This window comes from Trichocoleus sp. ST-U2 (genome assembly GCF_039961875.1).
Classification (GTDB): domain Bacteria; phylum Cyanobacteriota; class Cyanobacteriia; order Cyanobacteriales; family FACHB-T130; genus FACHB-T130.
Genome location: NZ_JAMPJY010000069.1, coordinates 1 through 23787, shown reverse-complemented (window position 1 = coordinate 23787; position 23787 = coordinate 1). Strand labels below are relative to the sequence as shown.

Below are 23787 nucleotides of genomic sequence, written 5' to 3'. Positions count from 1 at the left end.
TTGGCTGAGCGCTATCGGAATCGACGGCGGCACTTTACGCGCCGAGTGCATCTACTCGCAGGCATCATCAACTTTGAGCTAGCTCTGGTTAGCTGATTCGTGCAAGAGGTCTATTCTATCAACAGGTGCAGAAAGGTCGCCTGATGCTTCATGGATAAAACTGGAACGATGGAATGCTTTATCCCCAGAACAACAGCAAAAGTTTGCCCCTATTTGCCCTGATTTTGTGATTGAACTGAGGTCAGCTTCGGACAACTTAAAGCCTTTGCAAGAAAAAATGCTCGAATACATGAGCGAGGCAGGATTCCAGCTAGGCTGGTTGATTGACCGAAAAAACCGCAAAGTTTATATCTATCGTCCCAGTCAAGAAGTGGAATGCCTAGACAATCCCGACACGGTAAGTGGCGATCGCGTTTTGCCTGGATTTTCCCTCAATATGACTAAAGTTTGGTAAAAGTCGAGTTGGACTACCGCGATACGCCAAAATTTTTATAGGGAAGAACTTAGGTAATTTCAGAATGGATATCAAAAAGGGTTTTGTAGAGACAGTTGGCAACACACCGCTCATCCGCTTAAACAACTTCAGCGATGAAACAGGTTGTGAAATTCTGGGAAAAGCAGAATTTCTCAATCCAGGCGGTTCTGTGAAAGACCGGGCAGCACTTTATATCATTGAAGACGCCGAAAAAAAAGGTTTGCTCAAACCTGGCGGTACAGTCGTTGAGGGAACCGCTGGGAACACCGGCATCGGTTTAGCTCATATTTGCAACGCCAAGGGCTACAAATGCCTGATTATCATCCCAGATACCCAGTCTCAGGAAAAGATGGATGCTTTGAGGACGCTGGGCGCAGAAGTTCGTCCCGTTCCAGCTGTACCTTACAGCAACCCCAACAACTATGTCAGGCTCTCCGGCAAAATTGCGTCTGAGATGGAAAACGCGATTTGGGCGAATCAATTTGATAATTTAGCCAATCGACAAGCACACTACGAAACTACCGCAAAAGAAATCTGGGAACAAACGGACGGTAAAGTTAATGCTTGGGTTACAGCCACGGGAACTGGCGGCACCTTAGCGGGTGTAGCGATGTACCTGAAAGAAAAAAATCCTGCTGTTAAAACTGTCTTAGCAGACCCGATGGGCAGCGCCCTCTACAGTTATATCAAGACGGGTGAAACGAAGAGTGAGGGCAACTCAATCACAGAAGGGATTGGCAATAGCCGCGTCACCGCCAATATGGAAGGCGTACCGATAGACGATGCTATCCAAATTGATGACACCGAAGCGGTACGGGTTGTCTACAGACTCTTAAGAGAGGAAGGACTGTTTCTGGGTGGCTCCACAGGAATCAATGTAGGAGCAGCCGTAGAACTCGCCAAGCAGATGGGGCCAGGTCATACGATTGTGACCATCCTCTGCGATAGCGGTGCTCGTTATCAGTCACGGCTGTTTAATCGGGAATGGCTAGAATCGAAGGGACTTTCACCCGATTAGAAAGGAAGCAAAGGGGAGGCGGTGAAAATTCTCACCGCCTCCCTACCCTCAGCATTTAGTCGTTTTTATCTAACCATTGCTAGCATCCCATTGCCAGCAGCGGGTGCAAGTGCCAGTTCCTTCCACAGCAAGAGCGGCTACGTAGTCGAGTTCCGGTTTCAATTCTTGGAGTGACCAGCGATCGCTTTCAATGCGATCGCCTTCAATGCTTAGCAGCATCGCTGGTTCCCCTGGAGCCAGCGTTACCTCAATTTGATCCAGAGGTCGAGCCAGCCCTTCTCCAATTGCTTTTAGATAAGCTTCTTTGCGAGTCCAGGCGTTTAAAAATGCTTGCTGCTTCTGATGTGCAGGCAAGGCACGCAAAACGGCATTTTCTCGCGCCGAAAAGAATCGTTTAGCGATCGTTTCAACTTCGGCAACAGAACGAATGTATTCAACATCGACACCGATCTGGCGATCGCGTGTTACTGCATACAGGCAGATATCTTGAGAGTGAGATAAATTAAACCGAAGGTTACTTTCTGCGTGCGTTCCAGCCAGTGCTGGCTTGCCACGAGAGCCATAGCAAAATTGCACCTCGACTGGGTTGATTTCTAAGTAGCAACTCAGAATTGTCCTGAGCAGACCTCGCCCAATGATGAAACGCTTCCTGTCCCGCTCAAAGTGGAAACGTGCGGCTCTTATTTGCTCATCTTCAGAAAGGATTTGTTGCAGATGCTGAACGTGAAATGCCGATTGGTCGAGGGAAGCACGCCAGACATGGACATCATTGCTCGATAGCGCTAAGTCAGTTGGGGGAGAACGCCACATAGAATCAATATCAGTCATCAGTCTGAGCCATCAGTTTAGCAAATTATTATAAATATTGGCAGTGCTACACCAGTAATGATAGCCATCTCTATTAATTAACCCTTGCCCATGCAAATTTGCCCACCCTGGTCCTCTTCTCAAACTGCCAAAAATTGTCGCATTCGCAACGATAAACAACGGTTCAATTGTCATGAAAACCAGCGATCGCTCCGCAACTGATAGCACCCCACTCCACAACCAAAGTGCCGCAATAGCTAATCGCTTTAGCCATTAGTCTTCGATATCAAGCTTATTTACACCCACCCCTGTAATGATATGAACGGCAAGCTAGACGGCACAAGGCATCAGAGAAAGGTCAGTTCTGATCCTTCGGGTGGGAGCGCAACTCCCACCCGAATTTGCATTCTCGGTGGGGGCTTTGGCGGTCTTTACACTGCTTTGTACCTACGCCGTTTTTCCTTATTGAAATCAAATAAATGCGAAATTACTCTGGTTGAGCAAAAAGATCGCTTTCTTTTTACCCCCTTGCTGTACGAACTGGTGACAGACGAACTGCAAGCGTGGGAAATTGCTCCTTCTTATCAGAAGTTGTTAAAAAACACAGATATACGGTTCTGTCAAGAGATTATTCAGGAGGTTGATTTAAAAACGCGCCATGTAAAGCTTCAAGGGGGTGAAGTACTCGCTTATAACTACCTAGTTTTGGCAGTAGGGGGACAGACGCACTTGGGAGGCGTTCCCGGAGCTGACACTTATGCCCAAACCTTTCGCAGTTTGGCGGATGCGGAGCTTCTTAAACAACAGCTAGGGGAGTTTGAGATTTCCGACCGGGAACGAATGCAGATTGCGATCGCTGGCGCTGGTCCCAATGGCGTAGAACTAGCTTGCAAAATAGCCGACCGGCTACAGAAACGAGGGCAGGTGCTGCTGATTGACCGGGGCAATCAAATTCTTAAAACCTTTTCCGCTCATACTCAAGCTGCTGCTCGCCGTGCTTTATCCGCTCGTGGCGTGCGGGTGGAACTAGAGACGAGCATCAACCAGATTGAACCTGACCAAATCACCCTGGTTCGGGATGGTCAGACGGATACTTTGCCTGTAGATTTGGTCTTTTGGACGGCTGGAACCCAACAGATCAATTGGGTGCGCGAACTCGATTGCCAGCATAATCCCCAGGGACAACTGATTTCTTGCCCTACCTTACAATTAGTTGACTATCCAGAAGTGTTTGCCTTGGGGGATTTGGCGGAGATTTACAATCCCCGTGGCGCACGGGTGCCCGCAACCGCCCAAGCCGCTTTTCAACAGGCAGATTGTGCTGCCCGTAACATTTGGGCAGCGATCGCAGGCAGACGTTTACGGCGCTTCCGTTATTTGCATTTGGGAGAGATGGTGACGTTGGGAAAGGGTGCGGCTGCGGTCTCTAGCTTTGGTCTGAATCTAGAAGGACGCTTGGCATCTATTACCAGACAAGTCGTCTATCTCCAGCGACTGCCAACGGTGCCTCACCGCGTCCAAGTGGTGAGAAATTGGCTTCACCAAGCGATTCGGTGGGTTATTCTAACAGTCTGGAAGTTTCTGGCGGCGATCCAGCGGCAGTTAGTCAGGCTAGGGTTCAAGCGTTTGGGAAGGCGGTGATTAAAAGTGCATTTGGTTGTTTATCTTGACGATGCTTGGAGTTACCGCGATCGCTCACCATACCAAAATTGCCGCTAACCTAGCATCGTCGTGTTGTGCAATTGCCTTGCCTATGGTGGGAATCTGCCTGAGCTACCCTAGAGTTGTAGGCTTCGGCTTCTTACCCAAAGAAGCGGAAATTTTTCCAACCTTTACCTTGTCTTGCTCTAAAAGTATTTTGATTTGCCAAAACCGCAGCTGCCGCAAGCAGGGTGCAGCTAAAGTTTTGGCAGCTTTCCAGGCGTCTGAAGTTCCCGACGTCACTGTAACAGGGAGCCAATGTTTAGGACAATGTGGCAATGGCCCGATGGTATTGGTGATGCCAGAAGAAGTGTGGTACAACCACGTTCATCCCGATGAAGTGCCAACAGTGATAGAACGACATTTGCGGGGCGGAAAACCTGTTGCAGCAATGCTTTATGGCAAATTTCACCAGCGTTCGTAGCGTATTGCCCCTAAACGTAGTCGTGTGTCACGAATGGCACCGCGACGAGTTCACCCTCGCTTTCTCCTACTTGTACTTTCAGCCCTTCACCACCGGCTTTGGTGCGGACGTAGCCGAGTCCAAAGGAACCTTGGTCGGTTTCAGTATAGCTGGTAAGTTTGCCGACTTTTTCTTCTCCGATAGAAATTACACTTCCTGGATCGGCGGGTGCGTTGAGTCGGACGCCCCAAAGGTGTTGTTTGACTCCTTTATAAGTGTTTAAACGGGCAATCGTCTCCTGTCCGATGTAACAGCCTTTTTCAAAGGAGATGGTTTGCCACAAGCCTGCTTCTAGCGGATTGTAATCCTCTGTTAGCTCAAGGTCAGGTGCGGGGCGTCCTTGTTCGATTCGCAGATGTTCCCAGACGCGATCGCTCATCGGCACTGCTCCAGCTTGCGCTAAAGTATTCCACAGCGTTTCCTTATCAGCAGCGGAGAGGATCAGAGTGTATCCCGGCGTTGCCAAACCGCTGCCCACAGCTACCCGTACCTCGGTATCCCCCACTGTCAATTGCTGATGAGAACCATCAGGTTGACCAATCATGACACCCGCACCTAACTGTTCTAAGAGGGCATCACTCCCTGGCCCAATCAAGCTGAAGGTTGCAGTATTATCAGTTACATCGGTTAATTGCACCTTGTCAGCGAAAAAGATGTATTGGTCTAGCCATTTCATCAGCTTCTCGCGCCGATTGGGTGAAACCAGCAGCAGCACTGCATCTTCCATCACATAAGCGGTGGCTAAGTCAATCGTTCGCGCCGTTGATGTGACAAAAACCGTATCGCAGCCTTGTCCTGGCTTGAGTCGCTGAAAGTCGTTTGTACTCTGGTTGTGCAAAAATCGGATGCGATCGCCTTCGGAAACTTGAATCCGTCCCCAATGAGAGCGATCGCATACAGCAACCCCCTCCCGCGCCGCTTGGATAGCTGCTGCACTTTTGTCGTCAAAATTGCCGTCAATTGCAGATGTAGGCATGGTGATTGTTGCTAATCGTTTCAATTTTTACCTAGCATTTCTGCTAGATTCTCGGACTTAAAAATCTTATCAAATAAGACTAATCGGCTTCAATCTCGTACTCAATCTGAAGCTAACATACAGTGCGAATTGCTCTGAGTAAGGACATCAGGCAATAGTTACTGCTGAAATTGGGATAATAACCAAGCACCAACTAAGCTTTGATTTTCTTGACGACTGCGCTGTAAAGCTTCCACTAGCACTGAAATTGCTAATCCTGGCAACACCTGAGACTCAGTAATTCTTTGACTTCCCCCAGCAGAGGTGATGGTAAAAGCAATAATTCTGATATTCGCAACATCTACCACCCAATATTCTGCCACTCCTAAATCTTCGTATAGTAGCCGTTTTTGCCCGATATCATCAGATAGTGAAGTATTAGCAATTTCAATTACTAAATCTGGCGCTGGATATTGGTCTAAGTCAATGATTGAGGTTCCCCAAGGGATTACATCAGCATTTTCACCAATATAATAAGACACATCTGGTTGACTTTCTTGAACGCCTGTTTTTCTGAATGTACAGTTATCCCGTCCATTTATAGGAATGCCTTTGAGGGTAGCAAACAGGTTAGCAGCAAAGATAATAATAGTGTGATCGCTGGCGTGGTCAGAGCCGATAGGTGACATTTCTATCCTCAATTGTCCATTGTGGTAATAGCCTTTCGCTTGTTCTAGTTGCGGGTCTTCAATCGCATGGATATATTCATCCCAACTGGCTACAACCCAAGTATTTGTCGATATTTTTGTTTGTAATCCACTCATAGTTAAGGTTTTTTATAACGTGATTTAATGGGTATCTTTTTTTCTAAAAAGGCATTTGATCCCAAGCAGCATTTATCAAAAGCTTACCAAAATAAATTATAACTTCTTGTAAAACTTCACTTGAACGAATACACATCTGCCATGTGTAGGGAAAAAGTTTATTTTCATTAAGTATTAGATAAGTGTCGCTATTACTCAGGTTTTCCGGGCAAAACTCATCTAAAATAATGCTCGGTAAAACTTTATCGTAATGGTCATCACCATAGAGCCAAGTTTCGACTTCATTCAGATAAAAAGTACCTATTGTATGACCTTCCACTTCTAAAAGGTTCCAATAGTTAGGGTGTAATAACTCTAAAAAAACATCCTTTTTAGAAGGCAAGACCAAAAACTTTCCTGCTATAACCTCCTCAGCTTCTTCTAAAACTTTACTATCTATCCAATATTTTAGTATTAGTAAATATGGTTCTAATATGTAATGAGGAATACAAAGACTTAAACTATCTTCGTGTTGGAATAAAATTAGTTGATGGCGTTTATCTCCGTCATAAGGAGCATGGAATCGATAGCCTCTGTTTTGCAATGAACCAGTCATCTTAAACAATTTATTGAAACCCAGTTTTTCTAGCATACTGGTAGCCAACAACATTAGAGCCTCCCCTGTTTCATTCTCCTTCATGCTTGATGAGATTAAGTTAGGTACATCATTTTGCTTTACTTGTTCCAAGTCGTCATCATCTAGTTGCATGCTGAAAGCACTAAAGAGACAGCGAATAGACTCCTTATCAACTCCTTTTTCACCTTTCAATATTTTCCTAATAGTGCCAGTGTCTAAACCATCCTCTTTAAAAGTACGGGTCAGGTCTCGCATTTTTTCCTGAGTACACCGCTCACCATGCTGAGTTTCCCGCTCTCGCTTCGCCTCATTGAGCTTTTTCGCTCCTTTAGGAGTGAGGATGTAACCACGATTACGTTTTGGCATTTGTAGAGGCAATAGTTAACGTAGCTTAATTTCCCGATGCGGATGTTTAGGGTCACTTTCGGGAAGATAAGGAATTCCCACTGATCTTAAGCTACTTAGCATATTTCAGCAATTGAAGCTTCTTGAAGATTAAAAAGCCTGCCATCACTGCCTTTCCCAAAGCAGCGTATCAGAAAACTTTAAATTCATAGTTTAACTGCTTAGACTTCGCTGGATTAGCCTTAGTCGAATTTGCATACTGGACTCAATTACTTAGTACACATGACAATCAAGATGACCCCAGAAGCTATTAAAAACATTGTTTTCGTTCCCTCCAGCTTTGATATCATAAGCCTTCTAACATTTCAGAAACCACAGGCACATTGCCAAAAATGCCTTGCTATCTTGCCCGGAATGCAGCGGAACCAGAAGCGGCAGATTTACTGCCCAGTTTGCCAGGTTCAGTATGTTACTTGCAGCAACTTCCAAATTGAGAAATTGCAATCGTATTTCCGGAATCAAGGTCTTTATATTGAGATGAAAGATCCCATTGAACACTGCAAGCATCTGGCAACGATAGCAAGTAATGTAATGTACAGTCCGGACTATCCACCGCTTAAAGGCTTGTTACAAGCATTAAACAAAGCACAGTGTTTTGTCCATATCACCAGTTGGGGGATTAGCCATCAATTTCTGGGCTTTCTGAAAATGGCAGCACAGCGGGTTGAAATACGAGGAATTGTCTCTCTACCTCCCGATCAAGCTTGGCTATTACCTGAATTAGAATGGTATAAAAACGAAGCACCAAATCTGGAAATAAAAACTGTTTGCGCTTCAAATCACAGATGGGATGAATTACCTCATCAAAAATTAGTCGTGATTGATGGCTTACTTGCTTTCAAAGGTAGCGCTAACTTCACCCAAACTGCGTGGCGGAAAGCTGAAAAAGGTCTTGATGAGTTAGAAGTTATCACCGATGTTAAAAAGGTTATCAACCTCCATAACCGCTACTTTTCGCCTGTTTGGGCTGACTTGAGCGAATACGGAGACGCGATCGCAATTAGTATAGATAATCTGCCCGACGAAACTGCCGCTTGAAGAAAAAGCGATCGCGCCCTCCCCTCATCTTTTAACTTGCGGACTTTTTAACTAGCTGGTAAGTCCGCAAACACCTTCTCTACTAGCTGTCGCGCTTTAGCGTCCAAGAGGTTCCAATCTACATCGCCAGTGTCCTCTTCAATTAAGCTAGTATCAATCTCAATTTCCTGATTTTCTGGGTGAGCGATCGCTTGCGTGTAATTGCGAAAACAGACTTGATAACAAAGTTCCCACAAATCAACAGTAACTTGCTGGTCTTGATGCTTCAAACAAAGTAGATAACCAGGGTAAGGATTAGGCATCGCCATTAAAGCTTGTTCTATCTCCGAAGCTTCCTCTGGAGAAGCAGATGCAAGCTGTTCTCTTAATAACGTAAAAGTGGTTTTAGTTTCCTCCGGTGTCCCTTCAGGCCAAATCAATACATCTTGGTAAGTTCCCTTCCAGTTTGATTGGTCTAGCTGTTTGCGAATCTGGTCGATGATTCGGATGAAAGCTGGTTGCATGAGCAATTCAGCTTGCTCCCAACTGGTAATATTTGTGAACTTTGGCATCATTCTTATCTTATAAAATTGAAAAAATGTGATAGAAAAAACTTAAGGTTGAGGTGAAGATGGTGACGAGACTGGAGCTTCTCGCTGTACAGTTTCGACTTGACTAACTTGAAAAATCAAGGTAAAAGGTTGACCCATTTTTTTGGCAACAAATTCTTCCAACAATCGCACTTGTTTAGGAGTTAAAACTTGCTCAGCGCGAACAGTAAGATAAACTTTAGGGGGGTTTGTTAACCAGTTGGACTCAGTTTTAACCAGTTCTACTCGCTGAAAAGTAATCGTATTCTTCAGTAGCGCCTGCTTCAAACTCGCTTCTAGTCGGGCTTGCCGGAGTAATTCTACAAAACTGATCCCTAAAGGAATCAAGAGAATCGCCGTCAAGGCAAGCGTCCAACTTAGGGCTTTCCTCGCTTTCGCTAGAGGGGTGTAGCCGGACAATAAAAAAGTCAGCATACAGGCAAGGGTAATCCCCAGCAAGTTCGTCATGTACAGCAGCGCTGCACCCAGACTCAGCGACCAATTCGCTTGGGCAAGCCCCAAACCAATGACACAAACCGGAGGCATCAGCGCCACAGCGATCGCAGTTCCCGCCAAAGTCCCAGAAATTTTGGGCTGCACTTTCGCAAAGCCACTAATGCCTCCAGCGACCACAGCAATTCCCAAATCGAGTAGAGTCGGTCTAGAGCGAGACAGCACTTCGCTGCCAAATTCTGGGAGTCCGACAAAGGAACCCAGAAGCATCGCTAAAACAATCGCCAGACACGTCCCCACGACGATCGCAACCAACCCTTTGCGAAACAGAATTACGTCGCCTTCTAAAGCGGCAAAGGCTAATCCGCGAATAGGGAACATCAACGGGGCAACGATCATCGCACCAATAATGACAGCCGCACTGTTAGTCAACAATCCCAAAGTAGCGATCGCGCAGGAACCAATAATCAACACGATGTAGTTCAAATCCATCGTAGATTCTTCCAACAGCCCCTCTCGCTGCACGCCTAACTCCTGCTGTGCCTTTCGTCGCCATCGCCGATATTTCGACCACTTCCAATGAATATTTTTTAGCAAATGAAAATAATACCCTAAAATTCTATCTGAAGCCTGATAAAAGCTCCGCTTGATGCTCAATATTCACAATGATCGCAATCCCTCCGCCAAATTTAGCTACGTCTCTGGATGGAAATCAGCAGTGAATTATCGGTGTTTACAGGCACGCTTCCCGAATGCTTCACACTCCAATCTGAAAAAATTAGTGAAATCTTTGACAAACTCTGCGGATTCGTTGGGTTTATCCGAGTGGTATTAATATTGAGCGTACATTCTTTTTTCGGCAGGTCGCACCATGATCGGGCGTTTATTAGACCAGCGTTACCAAGTTGTCCAAGCCTTGGGGGCCGGTGGATTCGGAAAAACCTACATCGCCAAAGACACCCGCCGTCCTGGTGCCCCAACTTGTGTTGTCAAGCACCTCAAGCCTGCTAGTAGCGACCCTCATTTTTTGGAAACGGCTAGACGGTTATTCACTAGCGAAGCCGAAACTCTAGAACAACTGGGAAATCACGACCAAATTCCTAGATTATTAGCCAACTTTGAAGAAAACCAAGAATTTTACTTGGTACAAGAGTTCATCGATGGGCATCCCCTCAGCGCCGAACTCTCACCCAGTTATCGTTGGGAAGAAGGTCAAGTCATCCAGATGCTGCAACAAGTCTTAAGCGTTTTGGAATTTGTCCACTACAACGGCGTCATCCACCGCGACATCAAACCAGACAACTTAATCCGACGCAACTCAGATAGCAAGCTAGTTTTAGTTGACTTTGGCGCAGTCAAGCTACTGCGAACTCAAACACTCATCAATCAAGCACAAGCCAGTGCCACCGTTGCCATTGGCACTCCCGGCTATATGCCAACCGAACAAGCGCAAGGCAGACCCCGCCCCAATAGCGATATTTATGCTTTGGGTATGATTGGCATCCAGGCACTGACGGGATTGATGCCGCTACAATTGCACGAAGATCCCCAGACAGGCGAGATTCTCTGGCAGCATCTAGTGGCGGTCAGTCCAGGGTTAGCAGGTTTTTTAACAAAAATGACCCGCTACCACTTCAAAGACCGCTATCAGTCAGCGACGGAAGCACTACAGGAATTGCAACAGCTAATCTATGGCAGTAGACAGCCAGGAGTAGGGGTTGGGTATCCACCCATTGAGTACGCGCCCTCTCCCCCAGCGCCGCCAACTCCACCGTCTGAACAGAAAACCCTTCCGGTCGTTCCTCCCCAACCCACGCCACAACCTACTCAACAACCAATTAGTCAAGAGTACAATCCGCCTGTTGTTGCTCCCTCGTCTAATAAATTTCCCCTAGCGATGGGGATCGGGGTAGCTATTTTGGTATTTGCGGTAGGGGGGGCTATTGCTCTTTATCAATCCCAACCCAAGAGTAATGGAGGGTCTAAGAGCAATCCGAATGAAGTGGTAGACAAAGTACAAGAGACTTGCAAAGTTTCGGATGGGCCATTAAATGTACGTTCTAGCCCTAACGCTTCGGTAGTAGGTAGCGTCAAACAAGGGACGATTTTATCTGTTACCGGCACTGCACGAAATGGTTGGGTGCCGATTAGTTCGCCGCTCAAGGGATGGGTATTTAGAAAATATATCGATTGTGGCTCATCGGCCTCAACGCCTACCAAGCCCACTCCAACAACGACTGCCAAACCCTCTCCAGAAACGCCGAAACCTGCCGTCGATCGGGGACGGGAGATCATCGCCCAAGCGACGGAAAAATTTCAAGCGGGAGATTTCGACGGCGCGATCGCTCTCGTTAGATCCATTCCCGCTAACAGTTCTGCTTACGGACAAGCGCGGGAAGCGCTGCAAGAGTGGTCTTTGAACTGGTCAGTTGCACAAGGGATATATCGGGATTCCCAAAGAGCTTTCGAGCAAGGTCGGTGGCAAGATGTAATTGCTGCTGCAAACGACCCTGGACTTCCCCAAATCCGGTATTGGCAAGATCGGTTACGCCAATTAGCGGCACAAGCCGAGCAAAAACAGAACGAACAAACACCGTCTCCCAGCCCCAGCGAAAGCCCCACCGAGAGTCCTAGTCCCACTGAAAGCCCTAGCCCGATTCAGAGTCCGAGTGAAAGCCCTAGCCCCACGGAGAGTCCGGCAACTGAGCCTTCCTTGTGACGACACTCAGATAAGTGCTAAGCGATCGCTTTCCGCTCAAATCGGGCACATTTCCCTACTTGCTCTCATCGGGAGGTGGAGGGAAAGGCACCAGCGCCGCTTGGAAGAAATAAACGCGACCGCAATATTGCGACCTGTTAGAACAGATCGTTTCTATCGCCACATTATTGACATTAGTAACATCAAATGACATGGAATCTTTCTGCCCAGGAGCAATCGTGCGAGAATGCTTACGCTGTCCATCTAAATAAATATTGACCGTGGTGGGAGGACTACCGCTGTCGTTATCCCGCATTCCATATTCCAAATTCAGAGTTTGGAAGTAAGTGTCATAACCCTCCGGCATGATTCTACAGGTCATCGACACAAAAGCATTGCCTGGAGCCAGACTGAGACGGCTGGTGTAGACGGCTCTACCCACAGCGACATCTGACTTATAGGGACGCCAACGACCAGGGCCAGTACTCACGCATTTAGTCTCTGGTAGAGAGACCGTACGCCGTGCCTGTACAGCTTGATTGCCCAGAGTCGCCAAGACAAAGGACAGCAGCCCGCCAACAAGAAGTTGACTGATCAACTTGGTTTTTTGCATGGAGAGATCGCCAAGTTAAAAGGTAACAATCTTTACTAATGATACCGAATCCCCATCCCCTGAATTCGCACCAACTCTAATAATAATCAGAATGGGAGCGCTTGAGTTAGAGAGAGCGCGATCGCGATGGGCTGACTGACAAATCAGATCGGACTAAAGGCGAGATCCCGGACTTCTCTAAGAATTCCGGGATCTAAACCGCTGGCATCTCACCACTCAAATAAGACTGCAATATAAAATGCCTGCAATCCAAACCCCCAAAAGACAGCTTTAGTGGGTACTAAATACCCTAGCGGCAGCAGCAACACCGGCACCGGGAGTAAAGCCTTCGTATCCGACTTCTCGCAGTGTCGCTTCCAAAGCGGCAACGGCAGCGAGAATATCGCGATCGCTCACAAAACCCAAGTGACCAATCCGGAAGATTTTTCCTTTGAGATGGTCTTGTCCGCCAGCCAGGACGATGTCGAACCGCTTTTTCATCACGCTACGGATTTGCTCGGAATCCACCCCAGTCGGTGCCACAGCGGTAATCGCCGGACTGCCTGCACCTTCAGGCGCAAACAGCGGCAACGAGAGCGCAGTCATCGCCTCGCGGGTGGCAGTCATCAGCCGTTGGTGACGGGCAAAAATCGACTCCAAACCCTCGGCCTTCATCATTTTCAGGGCAACGTGCAGCCCCACAAATAAGTTCACCGGAGGGGTAAAGGGAGTGGTGTTTTTGGCGGCATCTTTGCGGTACTTGCCCAAATCCAAGTAGTAGCGGGGCAACTTAGCCGTTTTGTAAGCTTCCCAAGCTTTCGGGCTGACAGAGACAAACGCGAGTCCTGGGGGAATCATGTAACCTTTTTGGGAGCCAGACCCCACCACATCAATGCCCCATTCATCAATCGGCAGATTCACCGCTCCCAAGCTGGTAACAGCGTCAACGATCATTAAAGCTTCACCGTGGGCTTTAACATGACGATTGATCGTTTCCAGGTCGTTGAGAACGCCAGTGGATGTCTCGCTATGGGTGACAATGACCGCTTTGATTTGTTTATCTGTATCGGTTTCGAGTTTTTCCCGGAATTGTTCTGGGTCGAGGGCTTGACCCCACTCAGCTTTTACCGTATCAACATTCAGACCGAAAGCTTGGCTAAGTTCCGCCCAGCGATCGCCAAATTTGCCATTGCAGCCAACCAAAACGCGATCGCCTGGACTCAGGAAGTTAATGATGCCAGCTTCCATCGCCCCCGTGCCACTGGCAGTTAACATCAGCACGTCATTCTCGGTTTGGTGCAACCATTTCAGGTTTTGCGTCACCTCAGCCATCAGTTTGCTAAATTCACTGCTGCGGTGCCCAAATGGATGCTTGGCTAAGGCGAGTAATACCTGTTCCGGCACTGGTGTTGGGCCGGGAATCATCAACATTAACTTATCGTCCATCGATCTGTCCTTAAACTTGAAGAGCGCATACTCCAGAATCGCATATCTTTTCCAATCCATTCACCAATTAGCAATCAGCTTTTTAGCTTTTCGGAGTAATTGAGTAATCGATAGTCAGTAGTGGGTAATCGGTTTACAGTCTCTTTACGAGCTAGTACTGACAAGTAAGGAGTTAATAACTACTAAAACATTGACAAAAAGCCAAATCTTTACTCTAATTTCTCCGGTGGGATTTTTCTTAAAAAAGCGGGAAGGTCTACCTGTAAATGTTTGTTGGGGTGAGGAGATGATAAAGGAGTTCGGTTGATTGGCTGAGGAATCTCAGCCACAGTTGGGGGTTCTATTGCCATCAGCAGTTCTTCCAGATCCTCAGGGCTATCTGCTAGCACTCGTTGCAAGAAATCCTTTAGTTTTTGAGCGCTACGAAGGCTAGCATTGCAACGGTCTTTCCAGTACTGGATGGCGGCTTCGTACTCATTTGCTTGCTGGGCTTGCATGAGAATTTGCTCTTGCAGGGTCGCGGTGTGAGTTTCTAATTCGGTTGTCTGGGCTTGATAGCGATCGCGCGACTCTGCCAAGTCGTGGCAAGCTTGTTGTAATCGAGCCTGAATTTTGGCTTGCTTGTCTAGCTGGTTTTCTAGGTCTTCAATCTGGCGGTGAAGAGCTTTAATGGTTGCATCCTGTTCACCAACCAAGTCTTCAGTCTCGGAAAGGTTTGCCAACAGTTGTTGCTGTTCTTCCAATGTTTCGTTGGCTTCTTGGAGTTGATCTTCTAGCTGATTGATAACTGTAGCGCGATCGCTACATCGACGGTAAAGCGCCTGCATTTGCTGCTCCTGCTCTAGCGCCTGCACCTCCAAACGCCTTATTACAGTTCGAGCTTCCAGAATTTGAAATTCTAGCTCCTGCACTCGTTGTTGCTGGGCTTCTAAGGCTGTTTGCCGGTTCGCTAGCTCTTGTTCCAGCAGCGTTTGACTGTTTTGGCTAGTCTGACGGCTATGAGCTAGCTGCCTTCGCAAACGTCCTAATTCCCCTTGCTGCGCCTCAGCTAAAGTTTCAATCGTCGCTAACAATTCTTGAACCGTTTCGTCTTTGAGAACCGCTTGCGATTGATGATTCTCTAGCGCTTGCTGCTGCTCGAAAAGCTGTTGCTTGAATTGATCGAGCGCCCGCTGTTGAAGATTCGCGGCTTCCTCTGTCGATGCCAGCTGAGTTTCTAAAAGATGTTGCTCGCTCAGTTGGAGCCTCAACTCACTGACACAAGCCTGGGATTCCTCCAACGCCTGCTCTAACTGATGAATGCGAGCTAACTGCTGCTGTTCTTGCGAAGGCGATCGCGCCAATTCCAGCGGTTCTGGAGGCTCCAGTTCCCAAGATTGTCTTTGTGAGTCTTCTAACGAGGGTAATTCGCTGGGGTGAGGCTGTGGAATAGCAAGAGCATCCGTTGCCTCTGCGTCTGCTGAAGCTTCCTTTGAATTTAACCAAAAACGATCGGCTGAATCTGGTTCAGTCACTCCGAACCTCCCAGAAGTCAATAACGGTCTTGGAGCATCCAACAGCCATCTCGCATTTCCGAGTGATGAGTTAGCAGTTAGCAGTTCTCGGAGCGTTTATCACTGTTTATCACTTAAGTAAGTAGAAAGCATTGACCCTAATTTTAGGGCTTTCCGGCGATTTTTCTGTATTGAGGACGAAGCATCAGTGCCAGCATCTAGGCACAGAATTCAGGTATTTAATAACTCTGGCTTCGCCCCACGCCCTTTCTAATCTTAATACCTTTTATACCTTGGGTTCTCGGTGTCCGGTGACAATATCTGGCGAAGGTGGTTGATCGAAGGCAATGTTATTCAGAGACCAACGGTAATCGATTGGTAAATTTGCTCGTTCGCAAGTTTGTTCGAGTTGCTTCTGTTGAGCCATTGCTTTGCGAAGAGTACTAATCAGCTGGTGAACTTGCTCCCGCACTGCCGGTTTTTGGCTAACGGCGAACGAGGTGTGGCGTTCCAACACTTGCAGGAGTAATTCGTAGTGGATACGAGAGGGAAGAGGAATTGGCTCCATGAAACCTAATTTACCTATAGGGGTCAAGATATTGGGCAAGGATGAGGCGGAAGGGGGAATGAAAAAGTTCTTTATTCAATCTTTCATCCTTCCTCCTCCCTCCTTTATCCTGCAAAAGGGTTTTCATTCTAGGAAAACAGCTTGGCGATGCCAACAGCAGGGTCGGACTGTTTCACCAAGGACTCACCAATCAGCACCGCATCAGCACCCGCTTGCACAACCAAGCGAAGGTCAGATGGCGTGTGCAGACCCGATTCGCTAACGACAGCGATCGCCCGATCGCGCAACTCGCTACCTCGCGCCGCTAAAATCTGGCAGGTTGTTTGTAAGTCTACGGAAAAATCTTCCAGATTGCGATTATTTATACCAACTAGCGTAACGCCTTCTAAGGAGAATACTCGGTCTAATTCTGCTAGAGTATGCACTTCAATCAGCGGTGTCATCCCCAAAGCATTGATAATTTTGACAAAGTATTGGAGGTCTTGATCGCTCAGAATTGCTGCAATCAAGAGAACGGCATCGGCTCCGTGGCGTCGGGCGAGATAAATTTGGTAAGGATAGATTAGGAAATCCTTACATAAAACGGGCAAGTCTACGGCAGCGCGAACAGCCGTCAGATTTTCAAAACTCCCTTGAAAAAATTTTCGATCGGTCAAGACTGATAAACAGCTGGCTCCTCCTTGCTGGTAAGCAGTCGCGATCGCCACTGGGTCGAAATCTTCCCGAATCACACCTTTACTGGGAGAAGCCTTTTTGACTTCTGCAATCAAGGCAGGTTTTGTCTTCCCTTGCCGCAAAGCACCGATAAAATCACGAGGTGCAGGTGCAGACTGCACTTGACGCCGCAACTCCACTAAGGGCAGGCGTTCTCGCATCTGGTCAACTTCCGTTTCTTTTTGCCAGACAATTTCCTCCAGAATGTGGCGGGGTTTGGCATCAGGTACGGCAACCTGATAGCGTAAAGTGCTGATGGCAATCGATGGATTTGGGGGACGGCGGCGAATTTGCATATTTCCTAGTTTGGCACAATTATTCATGGGGAATGGGGGCTTAGTAGAGGTCATTTGTCAACGGTGATTCGTCATTTGTCACCAGCAATCGACGAATGACGAATCACAAATGACTCTTCTCCCTAATGAGAACCTACAGCCCGTTTGTAAGCTTCATCCAATACTTCTGAGAGGGTGGGATGTGCGTGGACAAAATATGCCAGAGTCTGGACAGAATTGCGTTGAGCGATCGCGTTTGCGGCTTCGTGAATCAAATCCGCTGCATGCATTCCGATGATGTGGACGCCCAGCACTTCGCCTGTATCTTTGCGGTAGATGACTTTTGCCATCCCGTCGGCTTCCCCTTCTGCGATCGCTTTCGAGTTTCCTTTGAAATAACTCTTCGCCACTGCAACTTCGAATCCCTCCTCTTTCCCCATTTCTTTCGCCGCCAGTTCCGTCTTGCCGACAAAGCTAATTTCTGGGTGAGTAAAGGCGGCGGCAGGGATGCTGTGATAATCGATCAAACGGTGACGCCCGCAGATATTCTCTACCGCCACGACGCCTTGAGCCGACGCCGCATGAGCCAGCTGCATCTTGCCCGTAGCATCTCCAATTGCCCACAGGTGAGGCACGGGTTCGCCACTTGACAAGACTGCCATCCGGTCATCGACGGGGATAAAGCCTCTATTTGTCTCAACGCCGATAGCATCCAGCCCCAAGTCCTTAGTATCCGGAATGCGACCTGTAGCGACCAAGCAAGCGTCTACTTCCAGCACGTCCACAACTTCTTTAGTTTGGGCGTCAGCTAGCTCAATGACCACGGGAGAACCAGGTTTAACACTCTTCGCCAACGTGCCTACTTTCGTTTCAATGTCGCGCGGCTTAATCAGCACTCTTTCGGCAATTGTGGCAATGTCCCGGTCAAACCCTGGCATCAGCTGGGGTAACGCTTCAATCATCGTGACTTCAGCGCCTAATGCCGTGTAAACATCTGAAAATTCTAGACCAATGTAACCGCTGCCAATAATCGCGATCCAGGAAGGTAGCGACTCCAATCTCACGCCGTCGTCACTGGTAAAAACAGTTTTCCCATCAATTTCAATTCCTGGTGGAACCCAAGGAATTGACCCAGAGGCAATGATAATGTCTTTTGCCGTAACGGTTTTTTCACCCGATCCCGTGCTGATGGTGACTTTTTGGGGTCCCGCAATTTTCCCCCGACCTTGGAGAATTTCAACGTCCAGCCGTTTCAAACTGTTTGTCAAATCGCCGCGAAGCTTGGAGACAAGGTTGTTCGCATGATCTGCGATCGCTTGTCGGTCAAACTCAACACCTGCAACTTGAATCCCCAGCGATTTCAGATGGTGGGCATTGCGTAACTCTCGCACTCGACCGGATGCTGCCAACAAAGCTTTAGAAGGAATGCAGCCCCGATTCACGCAGGTGCCGCCCATATCGGCTGCTTCCACAATGGCGGTTTTGAGACCGCAGGAAACGGCGTGTAGGGCAGCGCCATGTCCGCCGACACCGGCTCCAATAATCACTAAATCGTAATCAAATCCTTGAGTCACGTTACTCTCCCCTAGACGACGATGCCCTCCTCATTTTCAGCTTGACCAACGGTGAGCGCAAGTCCCCAATCGGTTGTGGAGTGAAAGAGTGCAAGTTATTCTCCTTACAATTTTCTCTAAAAAAATTACGAATGAGTCATCCCTTCAGCCGCGTGTTATATCTTAGAAACTAAAAGAAATCCAGCGTTCGCTCGAATTGAGCGAGCGCTGTCAATTACTAGGGTGCCCTGCTATCAAAAGCAGTGTTTGTGGAACCAGCGTAATGAATCAGAGTGACCAAGACCATCGTCGCGCCGCCGATCAAGCGTTTAGCGAATCGCTTGAGCAATTGCAGGATTTATTGGAATTGCCGGACAATCAGACGGCTCGATCCCAGTCAGAGTCGGACAGCGGTAATCATCAAAAAGAATTGACTGAAGCAGATGAGCTGGAACAAGCCGCTGCTGACATTGAGGAATATATGCAGAAAAAGACTAAATCATCGGGGAACGGATAGCGAGTAATTGGTTGGGAAAAGCGAAAAAAACACTAACCATTGTTGACCCATAACTACTGATTAGCGGCTACTTCCTAACTTCTGCCATTCTGACGCTTTACTTCGTACAACATCAAAGCAGCTGCTACAGCCACGTTTAGCGACTCGACTCCTGGACTCAGGGGGATGGTCACTTGCACCTGTGCCAGTGAAACTAACTCTGAAGACAATCCAGCACCTTCATTGCCCATCAAAATCAGCGTGGGACGACGTAAGTCTACCTCCCAGTAGGTTAAAGTCGCACTAGGCACAGTTGCCACGACTTGCATTCCTCGTTCCCGACACTGAGAGATATCTGCGATCAAATCAGAACTGATCCGCATCGGTAGCCGAAACCATTGTCCAGCAGAGGCTCGCAGCACCTTTGGATTGTCCAGATCCACACTATCTTCACTGACACACAACCAATCCGCACCCGCAGCGGCGGCAGTACGAATCATCGTGCCGAGGTTGCCCGGATCTTGCACGGTTTCCAAAATTAGCCCCAAACCCGTAACTGGCAATGGGGACACCTGGCGGCTCATCCGGGGTGCCGTAGCGATGACACCATCGGGTTGAATCGTGGTAGCGATCGCTTTCAGAACTTCCTCGCTCACCACTTCAGCCCTTTGACATTGATTACAAGCTTGCTCCCACAATTGCTGGTGACGTTCTTCCCATTGGGGCGTACAGCATACGGTTTCTAAGGGATAATCAGCCGCACAAGCTTCCTCCAGCAAATGGGTTCCTTCCAACAAAAATATTTGCTGCTCCCGCCGTTCCCTGGAGCGGTGTAACTTACGAATTTGCTTGACCAGAGGATTCTGGAGACTCGTCAACATCAACAAGAATTAGGACTGAGGACTGAGGACTGTAGGACTGAGAAAGTGTCAAAAGGCAAGAAAGAACTTTTTCCCAATCTGGCAAAGGATTGAGTTCTGAGTGTTACTAAGTGACGAAATTCTTTACTAGCGTCTGACTACATTAGCGTCTGACTACCCTATCTCGATCGCCACTTTTTTCTACTCAGTCCTCAGTCCTGATACCTCAGTCCTAAAAATGCGGAACCCGGGACTTGAACCCGGAAGTCCTTGCGAACACTAGAACCTGAATCTAGCGCGTCTGCCAATTCCGCCAGTTCCGCTGACGTCTGGATTTATACCACCGATTTACTATCTTGCAACAAACCCTAGAATTTGTCAATACCTTTTATCCGGAAAAGTGAACCGATACAAGGTACAATGCTTCATCGACTGACAATGAAGCGGGATTGCTAATCTAGACATTTAAAATCTTTCCTGTAGAATCAAAACCAAATTTAAAAAAAAGCCACCCTATTCCGTGAAATTTGGAGGACAGACCTATTAACCCCCCTCTCAGCCTGACCGATACTTACTCTCTGCCCGAAGAAGACAAGTCCGTTTTGCACATTTGGGGTAGAGCTTCCTTGCAAGGGCACGTCAAGATTAGCGGCGCAAAGAACGCGGCACTAGCGATCATGGCAGGAGCCTTGCTGTGTCCTGAAGATTGCCGAATCCGTAACGTTCCCTCGCTTGTCGATGTCAAGCGCATGGGTCAAATTCTGTCGTCCCTAGACCTGAAGCTGGAATGGAATGGCGACATTCTCGACATCAACGCTAGCCACATTGGACAATCAAAAGCGCCCTACGAGTTAGTTTCTCAGCTACGAGCTAGTTTCTTTATCGTTGGACCGATGCTGGCGCGACTGGGTGTAGCAAAAGTGCCACTACCTGGCGGTTGTGCTATCGGTGCCAGACCCGTCGATCTTCACGTCCGAGGTTTGCGGGACATGGGGGCAGATGTCCAAATTGATCATGGGATGGTCAATGCCCATGTAACTGGCAGCAATCGAAGATTAAAGGGAGCCAAAATTTATCTGGACTATCCCAGTGTTGGTGCGACAGAGACACTGATGATGGCGGCAACCCTAGCAGAGGGAGAAACAATCCTAGAAAACGCCGCCCAAGAACCAGAAGTCGTGGATCTCGCTAATTTCTGCATTGCAATGGGAGCCAAGATTCGCGGTGCAGGTACCAATACAATTGTGATTTCTGGCGTTCCCCGCTTACATTCTGTAGATTACAGCATCATTCCCGACCGGATTGAGGCGGGGACATTGCTCGTTGCAGGAGCAATTACCCATTCAGAACTAAGTCTGTCCCCAATTATTCCAGACCATCTCACGGCTGTGATTGCCAAGCTGCGGGAAATTGGAGCGACGGTACTCGAAGAAGCGCCTGACTGCCTGCGGATTATCGGAGGGCAAACACACGCGGCAACCGATATTGAAACATTGCCCTATCCTGGATTCCCCACGGATATGCAGGCACAATTTATGGCATTGCTGACCCTCAGTGAAGGGGACAGCGTGATTAGCGAAACGGTTTTTGAAAACCGTTTGCGTCATGTGGCAGAGTTGAATCGCATGGGTGCAGATATTCGCGTGAAAGGCAATCATGCAATTGTGCGGGGTGTGCCAATGTTATCGGGGGCACCTGTCCTAGCTACTGATTTGCGTGCTTCGGCGGCGTTGGTTTTGGCATCGCTGGCGGCAGAAGGAAAAACAATCATTCGAGGATTGCAGCATCTAGATCGGGGTTACGAAAAGCTGGAGGATAAACTACGGCAGCTGGGAGCTAAACTACAGCGGGTGCAGGATGATGACAGTTTGCCAGTTGAAAATTTGAAGGTTGAAGGTGACAGCCTGCCGGTTGAAGGTTTAAAGGTTGAAAGTTGAAGGAAGAATAATCGGTAATAGGTAGAGTGATGAGTGATGAGGTATTCATTCAAAACTCATAACTCAACACTCATAACAATTACCTTTTACCGAATTGTCTATTCCTTCACAATTTCTGTCAGCGCTGGTTTTAGGGTTGAATACTGATATTCAAATCTTTGGGACAAGGTGCGTTTTGGAAGAACTTGTTGCCCTTCCAAAACGACTTGGGCACCATCTCCTAAGAGACCTTCTAAAACAAAGCTGGGAACTGGTAGCCAGGAGGGTCGATTTAAAACTTCTCCCAGAGTTTGGGCCAATTCGTTCATCCGGACTGGATTCGGAGCTGTACCGTTTAGGACACCTTCAATTTCTGGGTGGCTGAGTGCAAATAGAATTAGATTCACTAAATCGTCTCGGTGAATCCAGGAGAACCACTGACGCCCTGAACCAATGGGGCCACCAGCAAACATTTTAAAGGGGGGAAGCATTTTGGCAAGTGCCCCTCCCATTCCTAAGACAATTCCAGTTCGCACAATTACCAGTCGCGTGCCGCTGTCTTTGACTTTTTGCGCTTCTGTTTCCCATTCTTTACAGACAGTGCTGAGAAAATCATTACCGGCTGAACTAGTTTCATCAAAGGCAGCCGTTTCGCTGGTGCCGTAGTAGCCGATTGCAGAAGAATTAACTAAGACAGCGGGCTTACGATTCGCTTGATTAATTGCTTCTACAATTTTTTGCGTCCCTAGCTTTCGGCTATTTAGGATCGTCTCCTTTTGTTCTGGAGTCCAGCGTTTTTCCGCAATCGGTTCTCCCGATAGATTCACCACAGCATCGCATCCAGCAATGGACTGTTGCCAGGAGCCTGATTCAGTGGGTGTATATGCAATGATTTCGAGATTGGGATAGGTGTTGGCAGGAAAGACTTGCTTCGCTTTCGCAGGGTTACGACTGAAAACCAAGATTTGATTTCCTTGAGCGTGTAGTCGTTCTACCAGACGAGAGCCGACAAATCCAGTTGCTCCTGTAATGGCTACTTTCATGCTTCTCTGGTTGCCTCGCTATCGGGGGTTTTTTTCGTGTCGCTGTAAGCCATACCATTGACCTCAGCATAGCGATTCATAAACCGCATAAATCTCTCCCAGTGGTCTTCTCGCTGAATTTCAAATTCGCAGTCCAACCGCTGAAAATCATCCCCTTCTGGCCCGCTGAAAACAAATTTTACAGAAGAAGGCTCAACGCTTATTTCACCTTCTTCATCCGTTAATCGCAGCCCATTAGAAAACTTATTTTTAAAGCTGTTGAATTTTTCTATGGCTTTCAGCTCGTTAAATGTCATCAATACCGTGCGGACTCCAGAACTGCGATTCCGCCGTAAGCTGACGTTACCGATTTCTTCAGGAATCCCTTCAAAAAATTGAATTAAGGGTGTATTAGAAGTCATGCACAAAATTAATGAAACTCATAAAGTAGTATACAAAAGTCAAATGCCCTCCGAGCGCTGACTCGGTGAGCTAGAGAGTTTAGAGGCGATCGCCTAAAATATTTTTGACAAGTTGTCGGTAAATGCGTCCTAAAACCGACATCCAAGGTAGGGAGATTTTTAACTCAACTTTTCCCTAACCAGATTCTGAGCAAGTAGCTTTAAATTTATTAATTAACCTGAGTTCGGGATAAGGAAGGGGCAAAACAGGTAGGGTGAAAGTGCTAACTTCTCATCCATCTGAATTACCCCATGCTTAGTCTAGAAGAACTATTTTGCTGTGTCGACGACTTCTGCCAAAGCTTTGAACCGCAGTGGGAGCGCCAACTGCTTGGGCATGGATTACAGCTACGCAAACGAGAGCGGAGC

23 protein-coding genes, 1 tRNA gene and 2 pseudogenes are annotated in these 23787 nt (G+C 47.7%); 9 read left to right on the top strand and 17 right to left on the bottom strand.

The genetic code is table 11. The annotated features are described in order from the left end of the window. Nucleotides 1-115 precede the first annotated feature (115 nt). Both NC996_RS26540 and NC996_RS26535 read left to right on the top strand, forming a co-directional pair. Nucleotides 116-454: pseudogene (locus tag NC996_RS26540) on the top strand (Uma2 family endonuclease); the annotation flags it as partial. Nucleotides 455-518: 64 nt separating this feature from the next. Next, nucleotides 519-1493, top strand: coding sequence for a cysteine synthase A (locus tag NC996_RS26535; protein ID WP_190440959.1), 975 nt, complete (start codon nucleotides 519-521; stop codon nucleotides 1491-1493). Between the two features lie 69 nt (nucleotides 1494-1562). Here the strand turns inward: NC996_RS26535 and NC996_RS26530 are convergent, their stop codons facing one another. Together NC996_RS26530 and NC996_RS26525 are read right to left on the bottom strand one after the other, a co-directional pair. Beyond that, nucleotides 1563-2321, bottom strand: coding sequence for a 4'-phosphopantetheinyl transferase superfamily protein (locus NC996_RS26530; RefSeq protein ID WP_190688945.1), 759 nt, complete (start codon nucleotides 2319-2321; stop codon nucleotides 1563-1565). A 12-nt stretch (nucleotides 2322-2333) separates the two neighbouring features. After that, nucleotides 2334-2528 carry a hypothetical protein gene (locus NC996_RS26525; protein ID WP_190688944.1) on the bottom strand — a complete coding sequence of 65 codons (195 nt, stop codon included), beginning with the start codon at nucleotides 2526-2528 and terminating at the stop codon, nucleotides 2334-2336. Nucleotides 2529-2618: 90 nt separating this feature from the next. On the opposite strand from NC996_RS26525, the gene NC996_RS26520 reads away from it, so the two are divergent. Both NC996_RS26520 and NC996_RS26515 read left to right on the top strand, forming a co-directional pair. Continuing rightward, nucleotides 2619-3941, top strand: coding sequence for an NAD(P)/FAD-dependent oxidoreductase (locus NC996_RS26520; RefSeq protein WP_190688942.1), 1323 nt, complete (start codon nucleotides 2619-2621; stop codon nucleotides 3939-3941). A gap of 196 nt (nucleotides 3942-4137) precedes the next feature. Beyond that, the gene (locus NC996_RS26515; protein ID WP_190674673.1) at nucleotides 4138-4425 is read left to right on the top strand and encodes a (2Fe-2S) ferredoxin domain-containing protein; all 288 of its coding nucleotides are present in this window, start codon (nucleotides 4138-4140) and stop codon (nucleotides 4423-4425) included. A gap of 10 nt (nucleotides 4426-4435) precedes the next feature. Here the strand turns inward: NC996_RS26515 and NC996_RS26510 are convergent, their stop codons facing one another. From NC996_RS26510 to NC996_RS26500, 3 genes are all read right to left on the bottom strand, one after another. Continuing rightward, on the bottom strand, nucleotides 4436-5440 hold the full coding sequence (locus NC996_RS26510; RefSeq protein WP_190688941.1) for a folate-binding protein YgfZ: 1005 nt from the start codon (nucleotides 5438-5440) through the stop codon (nucleotides 4436-4438). Between the two features lie 158 nt (nucleotides 5441-5598). Then, nucleotides 5599-6243 carry a Uma2 family endonuclease gene (locus tag NC996_RS26505; protein ID WP_190674271.1) on the bottom strand — a complete coding sequence of 215 codons (645 nt, stop codon included), beginning with the start codon at nucleotides 6241-6243 and terminating at the stop codon, nucleotides 5599-5601. 43 nt (nucleotides 6244-6286) lie between these two features. Continuing rightward, the gene (locus NC996_RS26500; protein ID WP_190674274.1) at nucleotides 6287-7225 is read right to left on the bottom strand and encodes a hypothetical protein; all 939 of its coding nucleotides are present in this window, start codon (nucleotides 7223-7225) and stop codon (nucleotides 6287-6289) included. 273 nt (nucleotides 7226-7498) lie between these two features. Between NC996_RS26500 and NC996_RS26495 the strand changes: the two genes are divergently transcribed. After that, nucleotides 7499-8302: a phospholipase D-like domain-containing protein gene (locus tag NC996_RS26495; RefSeq protein ID WP_190674276.1), complete on the top strand. Its 804-nt coding sequence runs from the start codon at nucleotides 7499-7501 to the stop codon at nucleotides 8300-8302. Between the two features lie 47 nt (nucleotides 8303-8349). Here NC996_RS26495 and NC996_RS26490 read toward each other — a convergent pair whose 3' ends face one another. Continuing rightward, nucleotides 8350-8856, bottom strand: coding sequence for a hypothetical protein (locus NC996_RS26490; protein ID WP_190688935.1), 507 nt, complete (start codon nucleotides 8854-8856; stop codon nucleotides 8350-8352). Between the two features lie 39 nt (nucleotides 8857-8895). Next, complete coding sequence (locus NC996_RS26485) at nucleotides 8896-9921, bottom strand: DUF389 domain-containing protein (protein WP_339380468.1); 1026 nt, start codon at nucleotides 9919-9921, stop codon at nucleotides 8896-8898. 274 nt (nucleotides 9922-10195) lie between these two features. On the opposite strand from NC996_RS26485, the gene NC996_RS26480 reads away from it, so the two are divergent. Then, the gene (locus NC996_RS26480; protein WP_190688932.1) at nucleotides 10196-12043 is read left to right on the top strand and encodes a protein kinase; all 1848 of its coding nucleotides are present in this window, start codon (nucleotides 10196-10198) and stop codon (nucleotides 12041-12043) included. Nucleotides 12044-12098: 55 nt separating this feature from the next. Here the strand turns inward: NC996_RS26480 and NC996_RS26475 are convergent, their stop codons facing one another. The 6 genes from NC996_RS26475 to lpdA all read right to left on the bottom strand — a co-directional run bounded on the left by NC996_RS26475 (nucleotide 12099) and on the right by lpdA (nucleotide 18684). Next, nucleotides 12099-12635 (bottom strand): hypothetical protein, encoded by a 537-nt coding sequence (locus tag NC996_RS26475; protein WP_190525738.1) that lies wholly within the window; start codon nucleotides 12633-12635, stop codon nucleotides 12099-12101. 270 nt (nucleotides 12636-12905) lie between these two features. Further along, nucleotides 12906-14060, bottom strand: a complete 1155-nt coding sequence (locus NC996_RS26470; protein ID WP_190688929.1) for an alanine--glyoxylate aminotransferase family protein — start codon at nucleotides 14058-14060, stop codon at nucleotides 12906-12908. Between the two features lie 209 nt (nucleotides 14061-14269). Continuing rightward, nucleotides 14270-15574, bottom strand: coding sequence for a hypothetical protein (locus tag NC996_RS26465; protein WP_190688927.1), 1305 nt, complete (start codon nucleotides 15572-15574; stop codon nucleotides 14270-14272). A 265-nt stretch (nucleotides 15575-15839) separates the two neighbouring features. Next, a complete protein-coding gene (locus NC996_RS26460) occupies nucleotides 15840-16121 on the bottom strand; it encodes a DUF5340 domain-containing protein (protein WP_190425738.1) in 282 nt (93 codons plus the stop codon). A gap of 128 nt (nucleotides 16122-16249) precedes the next feature. Beyond that, on the bottom strand, nucleotides 16250-17131 hold the full coding sequence (gene trpC, locus NC996_RS26455) for an indole-3-glycerol phosphate synthase TrpC (protein WP_190532536.1): 882 nt from the start codon (nucleotides 17129-17131) through the stop codon (nucleotides 16250-16252). A gap of 122 nt (nucleotides 17132-17253) precedes the next feature. Beyond that, nucleotides 17254-18684: a dihydrolipoyl dehydrogenase gene (gene lpdA / locus NC996_RS26450; RefSeq protein ID WP_190532384.1), complete on the bottom strand. Its 1431-nt coding sequence runs from the start codon at nucleotides 18682-18684 to the stop codon at nucleotides 17254-17256. Nucleotides 18685-18946: 262 nt separating this feature from the next. On the opposite strand from lpdA, the gene NC996_RS26445 reads away from it, so the two are divergent. After that, a complete protein-coding gene (locus tag NC996_RS26445) occupies nucleotides 18947-19180 on the top strand; it encodes a hypothetical protein (protein ID WP_190415527.1) in 234 nt (77 codons plus the stop codon). Between the two features lie 74 nt (nucleotides 19181-19254). On the opposite strand, the gene NC996_RS26440 is transcribed toward NC996_RS26445, so the two are convergent. Next, nucleotides 19255-20040: an RNA methyltransferase gene (locus NC996_RS26440; protein WP_190688925.1), complete on the bottom strand. Its 786-nt coding sequence runs from the start codon at nucleotides 20038-20040 to the stop codon at nucleotides 19255-19257. Between the two features lie 218 nt (nucleotides 20041-20258). Further along, nucleotides 20259-20342 (bottom strand) — tRNA-Leu (locus tag NC996_RS26435). 204 nt (nucleotides 20343-20546) lie between these two features. Between NC996_RS26435 and murA the strand changes: the two genes are divergently transcribed. Continuing rightward, nucleotides 20547-21956 (top strand): UDP-N-acetylglucosamine 1-carboxyvinyltransferase, encoded by a 1410-nt coding sequence (gene murA / locus NC996_RS26430; protein WP_190688923.1) that lies wholly within the window; start codon nucleotides 20547-20549, stop codon nucleotides 21954-21956. Between the two features lie 98 nt (nucleotides 21957-22054). On the opposite strand, the gene NC996_RS26425 is transcribed toward murA, so the two are convergent. Together NC996_RS26425 and psb28 are read right to left on the bottom strand one after the other, a co-directional pair. Then, complete coding sequence (locus tag NC996_RS26425) at nucleotides 22055-22978, bottom strand: TIGR01777 family oxidoreductase (protein ID WP_190688921.1); 924 nt, start codon at nucleotides 22976-22978, stop codon at nucleotides 22055-22057. Further along, entirely contained in the window at nucleotides 22975-23379 is a 405-nt protein-coding gene (gene psb28 / locus NC996_RS26420) for a photosystem II reaction center protein Psb28 (RefSeq protein WP_190415533.1), read from the bottom strand. The genes NC996_RS26425 and psb28 overlap by 4 nt, the downstream gene beginning before the upstream one ends. Before the next feature lie 291 nt (nucleotides 23380-23670). On the opposite strand from psb28, the pseudogene NC996_RS26415 reads away from it, so the two are divergent. After that, a pseudogene (locus tag NC996_RS26415) lies at nucleotides 23671-23787 on the top strand (IS982 family transposase); the annotation flags it as partial.

Bases quoted from the DNA above. Each gene is read 5' to 3' on its own strand.
- NC996_RS26535 (WP_190440959.1), top strand. From the start codon at position 519: ATGGATATCAAAAAGGGTTTTGTAGAGACAGTTGGCAACACACCGCTC.
- NC996_RS26530 (WP_190688945.1), bottom strand. From the start codon at position 2,321: ATGACTGATATTGATTCTATGTGGCGTTCTCCCCCAACTGACTTAGCG.
- NC996_RS26520 (WP_190688942.1), top strand. From the start codon at position 2,619: ATGAACGGCAAGCTAGACGGCACAAGGCATCAGAGAAAGGTCAGTTCT.
- NC996_RS26510 (WP_190688941.1), bottom strand. From the start codon at position 5,440: ATGCCTACATCTGCAATTGACGGCAATTTTGACGACAAAAGTGCAGCA.
- NC996_RS26505 (WP_190674271.1), bottom strand. From the start codon at position 6,243: ATGAGTGGATTACAAACAAAAATATCGACAAATACTTGGGTTGTAGCC.
- NC996_RS26500 (WP_190674274.1), bottom strand. From the start codon at position 7,225: ATGCCAAAACGTAATCGTGGTTACATCCTCACTCCTAAAGGAGCGAAA.
- NC996_RS26495 (WP_190674276.1), top strand. From the start codon at position 7,499: ATGACCCCAGAAGCTATTAAAAACATTGTTTTCGTTCCCTCCAGCTTT.
- NC996_RS26490 (WP_190688935.1), bottom strand. From the start codon at position 8,856: ATGATGCCAAAGTTCACAAATATTACCAGTTGGGAGCAAGCTGAATTG.
- NC996_RS26480 (WP_190688932.1), top strand. From the start codon at position 10,196: ATGATCGGGCGTTTATTAGACCAGCGTTACCAAGTTGTCCAAGCCTTG.
- NC996_RS26475 (WP_190525738.1), bottom strand. From the start codon at position 12,635: ATGCAAAAAACCAAGTTGATCAGTCAACTTCTTGTTGGCGGGCTGCTG.
- NC996_RS26470 (WP_190688929.1), bottom strand. From the start codon at position 14,060: ATGGACGATAAGTTAATGTTGATGATTCCCGGCCCAACACCAGTGCCG.
- NC996_RS26460 (WP_190425738.1), bottom strand. From the start codon at position 16,121: ATGGAGCCAATTCCTCTTCCCTCTCGTATCCACTACGAATTACTCCTG.
- trpC (WP_190532536.1), bottom strand. From the start codon at position 17,131: ATGCAAATTCGCCGCCGTCCCCCAAATCCATCGATTGCCATCAGCACT.
- NC996_RS26445 (WP_190415527.1), top strand. From the start codon at position 18,947: ATGAATCAGAGTGACCAAGACCATCGTCGCGCCGCCGATCAAGCGTTT.
- NC996_RS26440 (WP_190688925.1), bottom strand. From the start codon at position 20,040: ATGTTGACGAGTCTCCAGAATCCTCTGGTCAAGCAAATTCGTAAGTTA.
- NC996_RS26425 (WP_190688921.1), bottom strand. From the start codon at position 22,978: ATGAAAGTAGCCATTACAGGAGCAACTGGATTTGTCGGCTCTCGTCTG.
- psb28 (WP_190415533.1), bottom strand. From the start codon at position 23,379: ATGACTTCTAATACACCCTTAATTCAATTTTTTGAAGGGATTCCTGAA.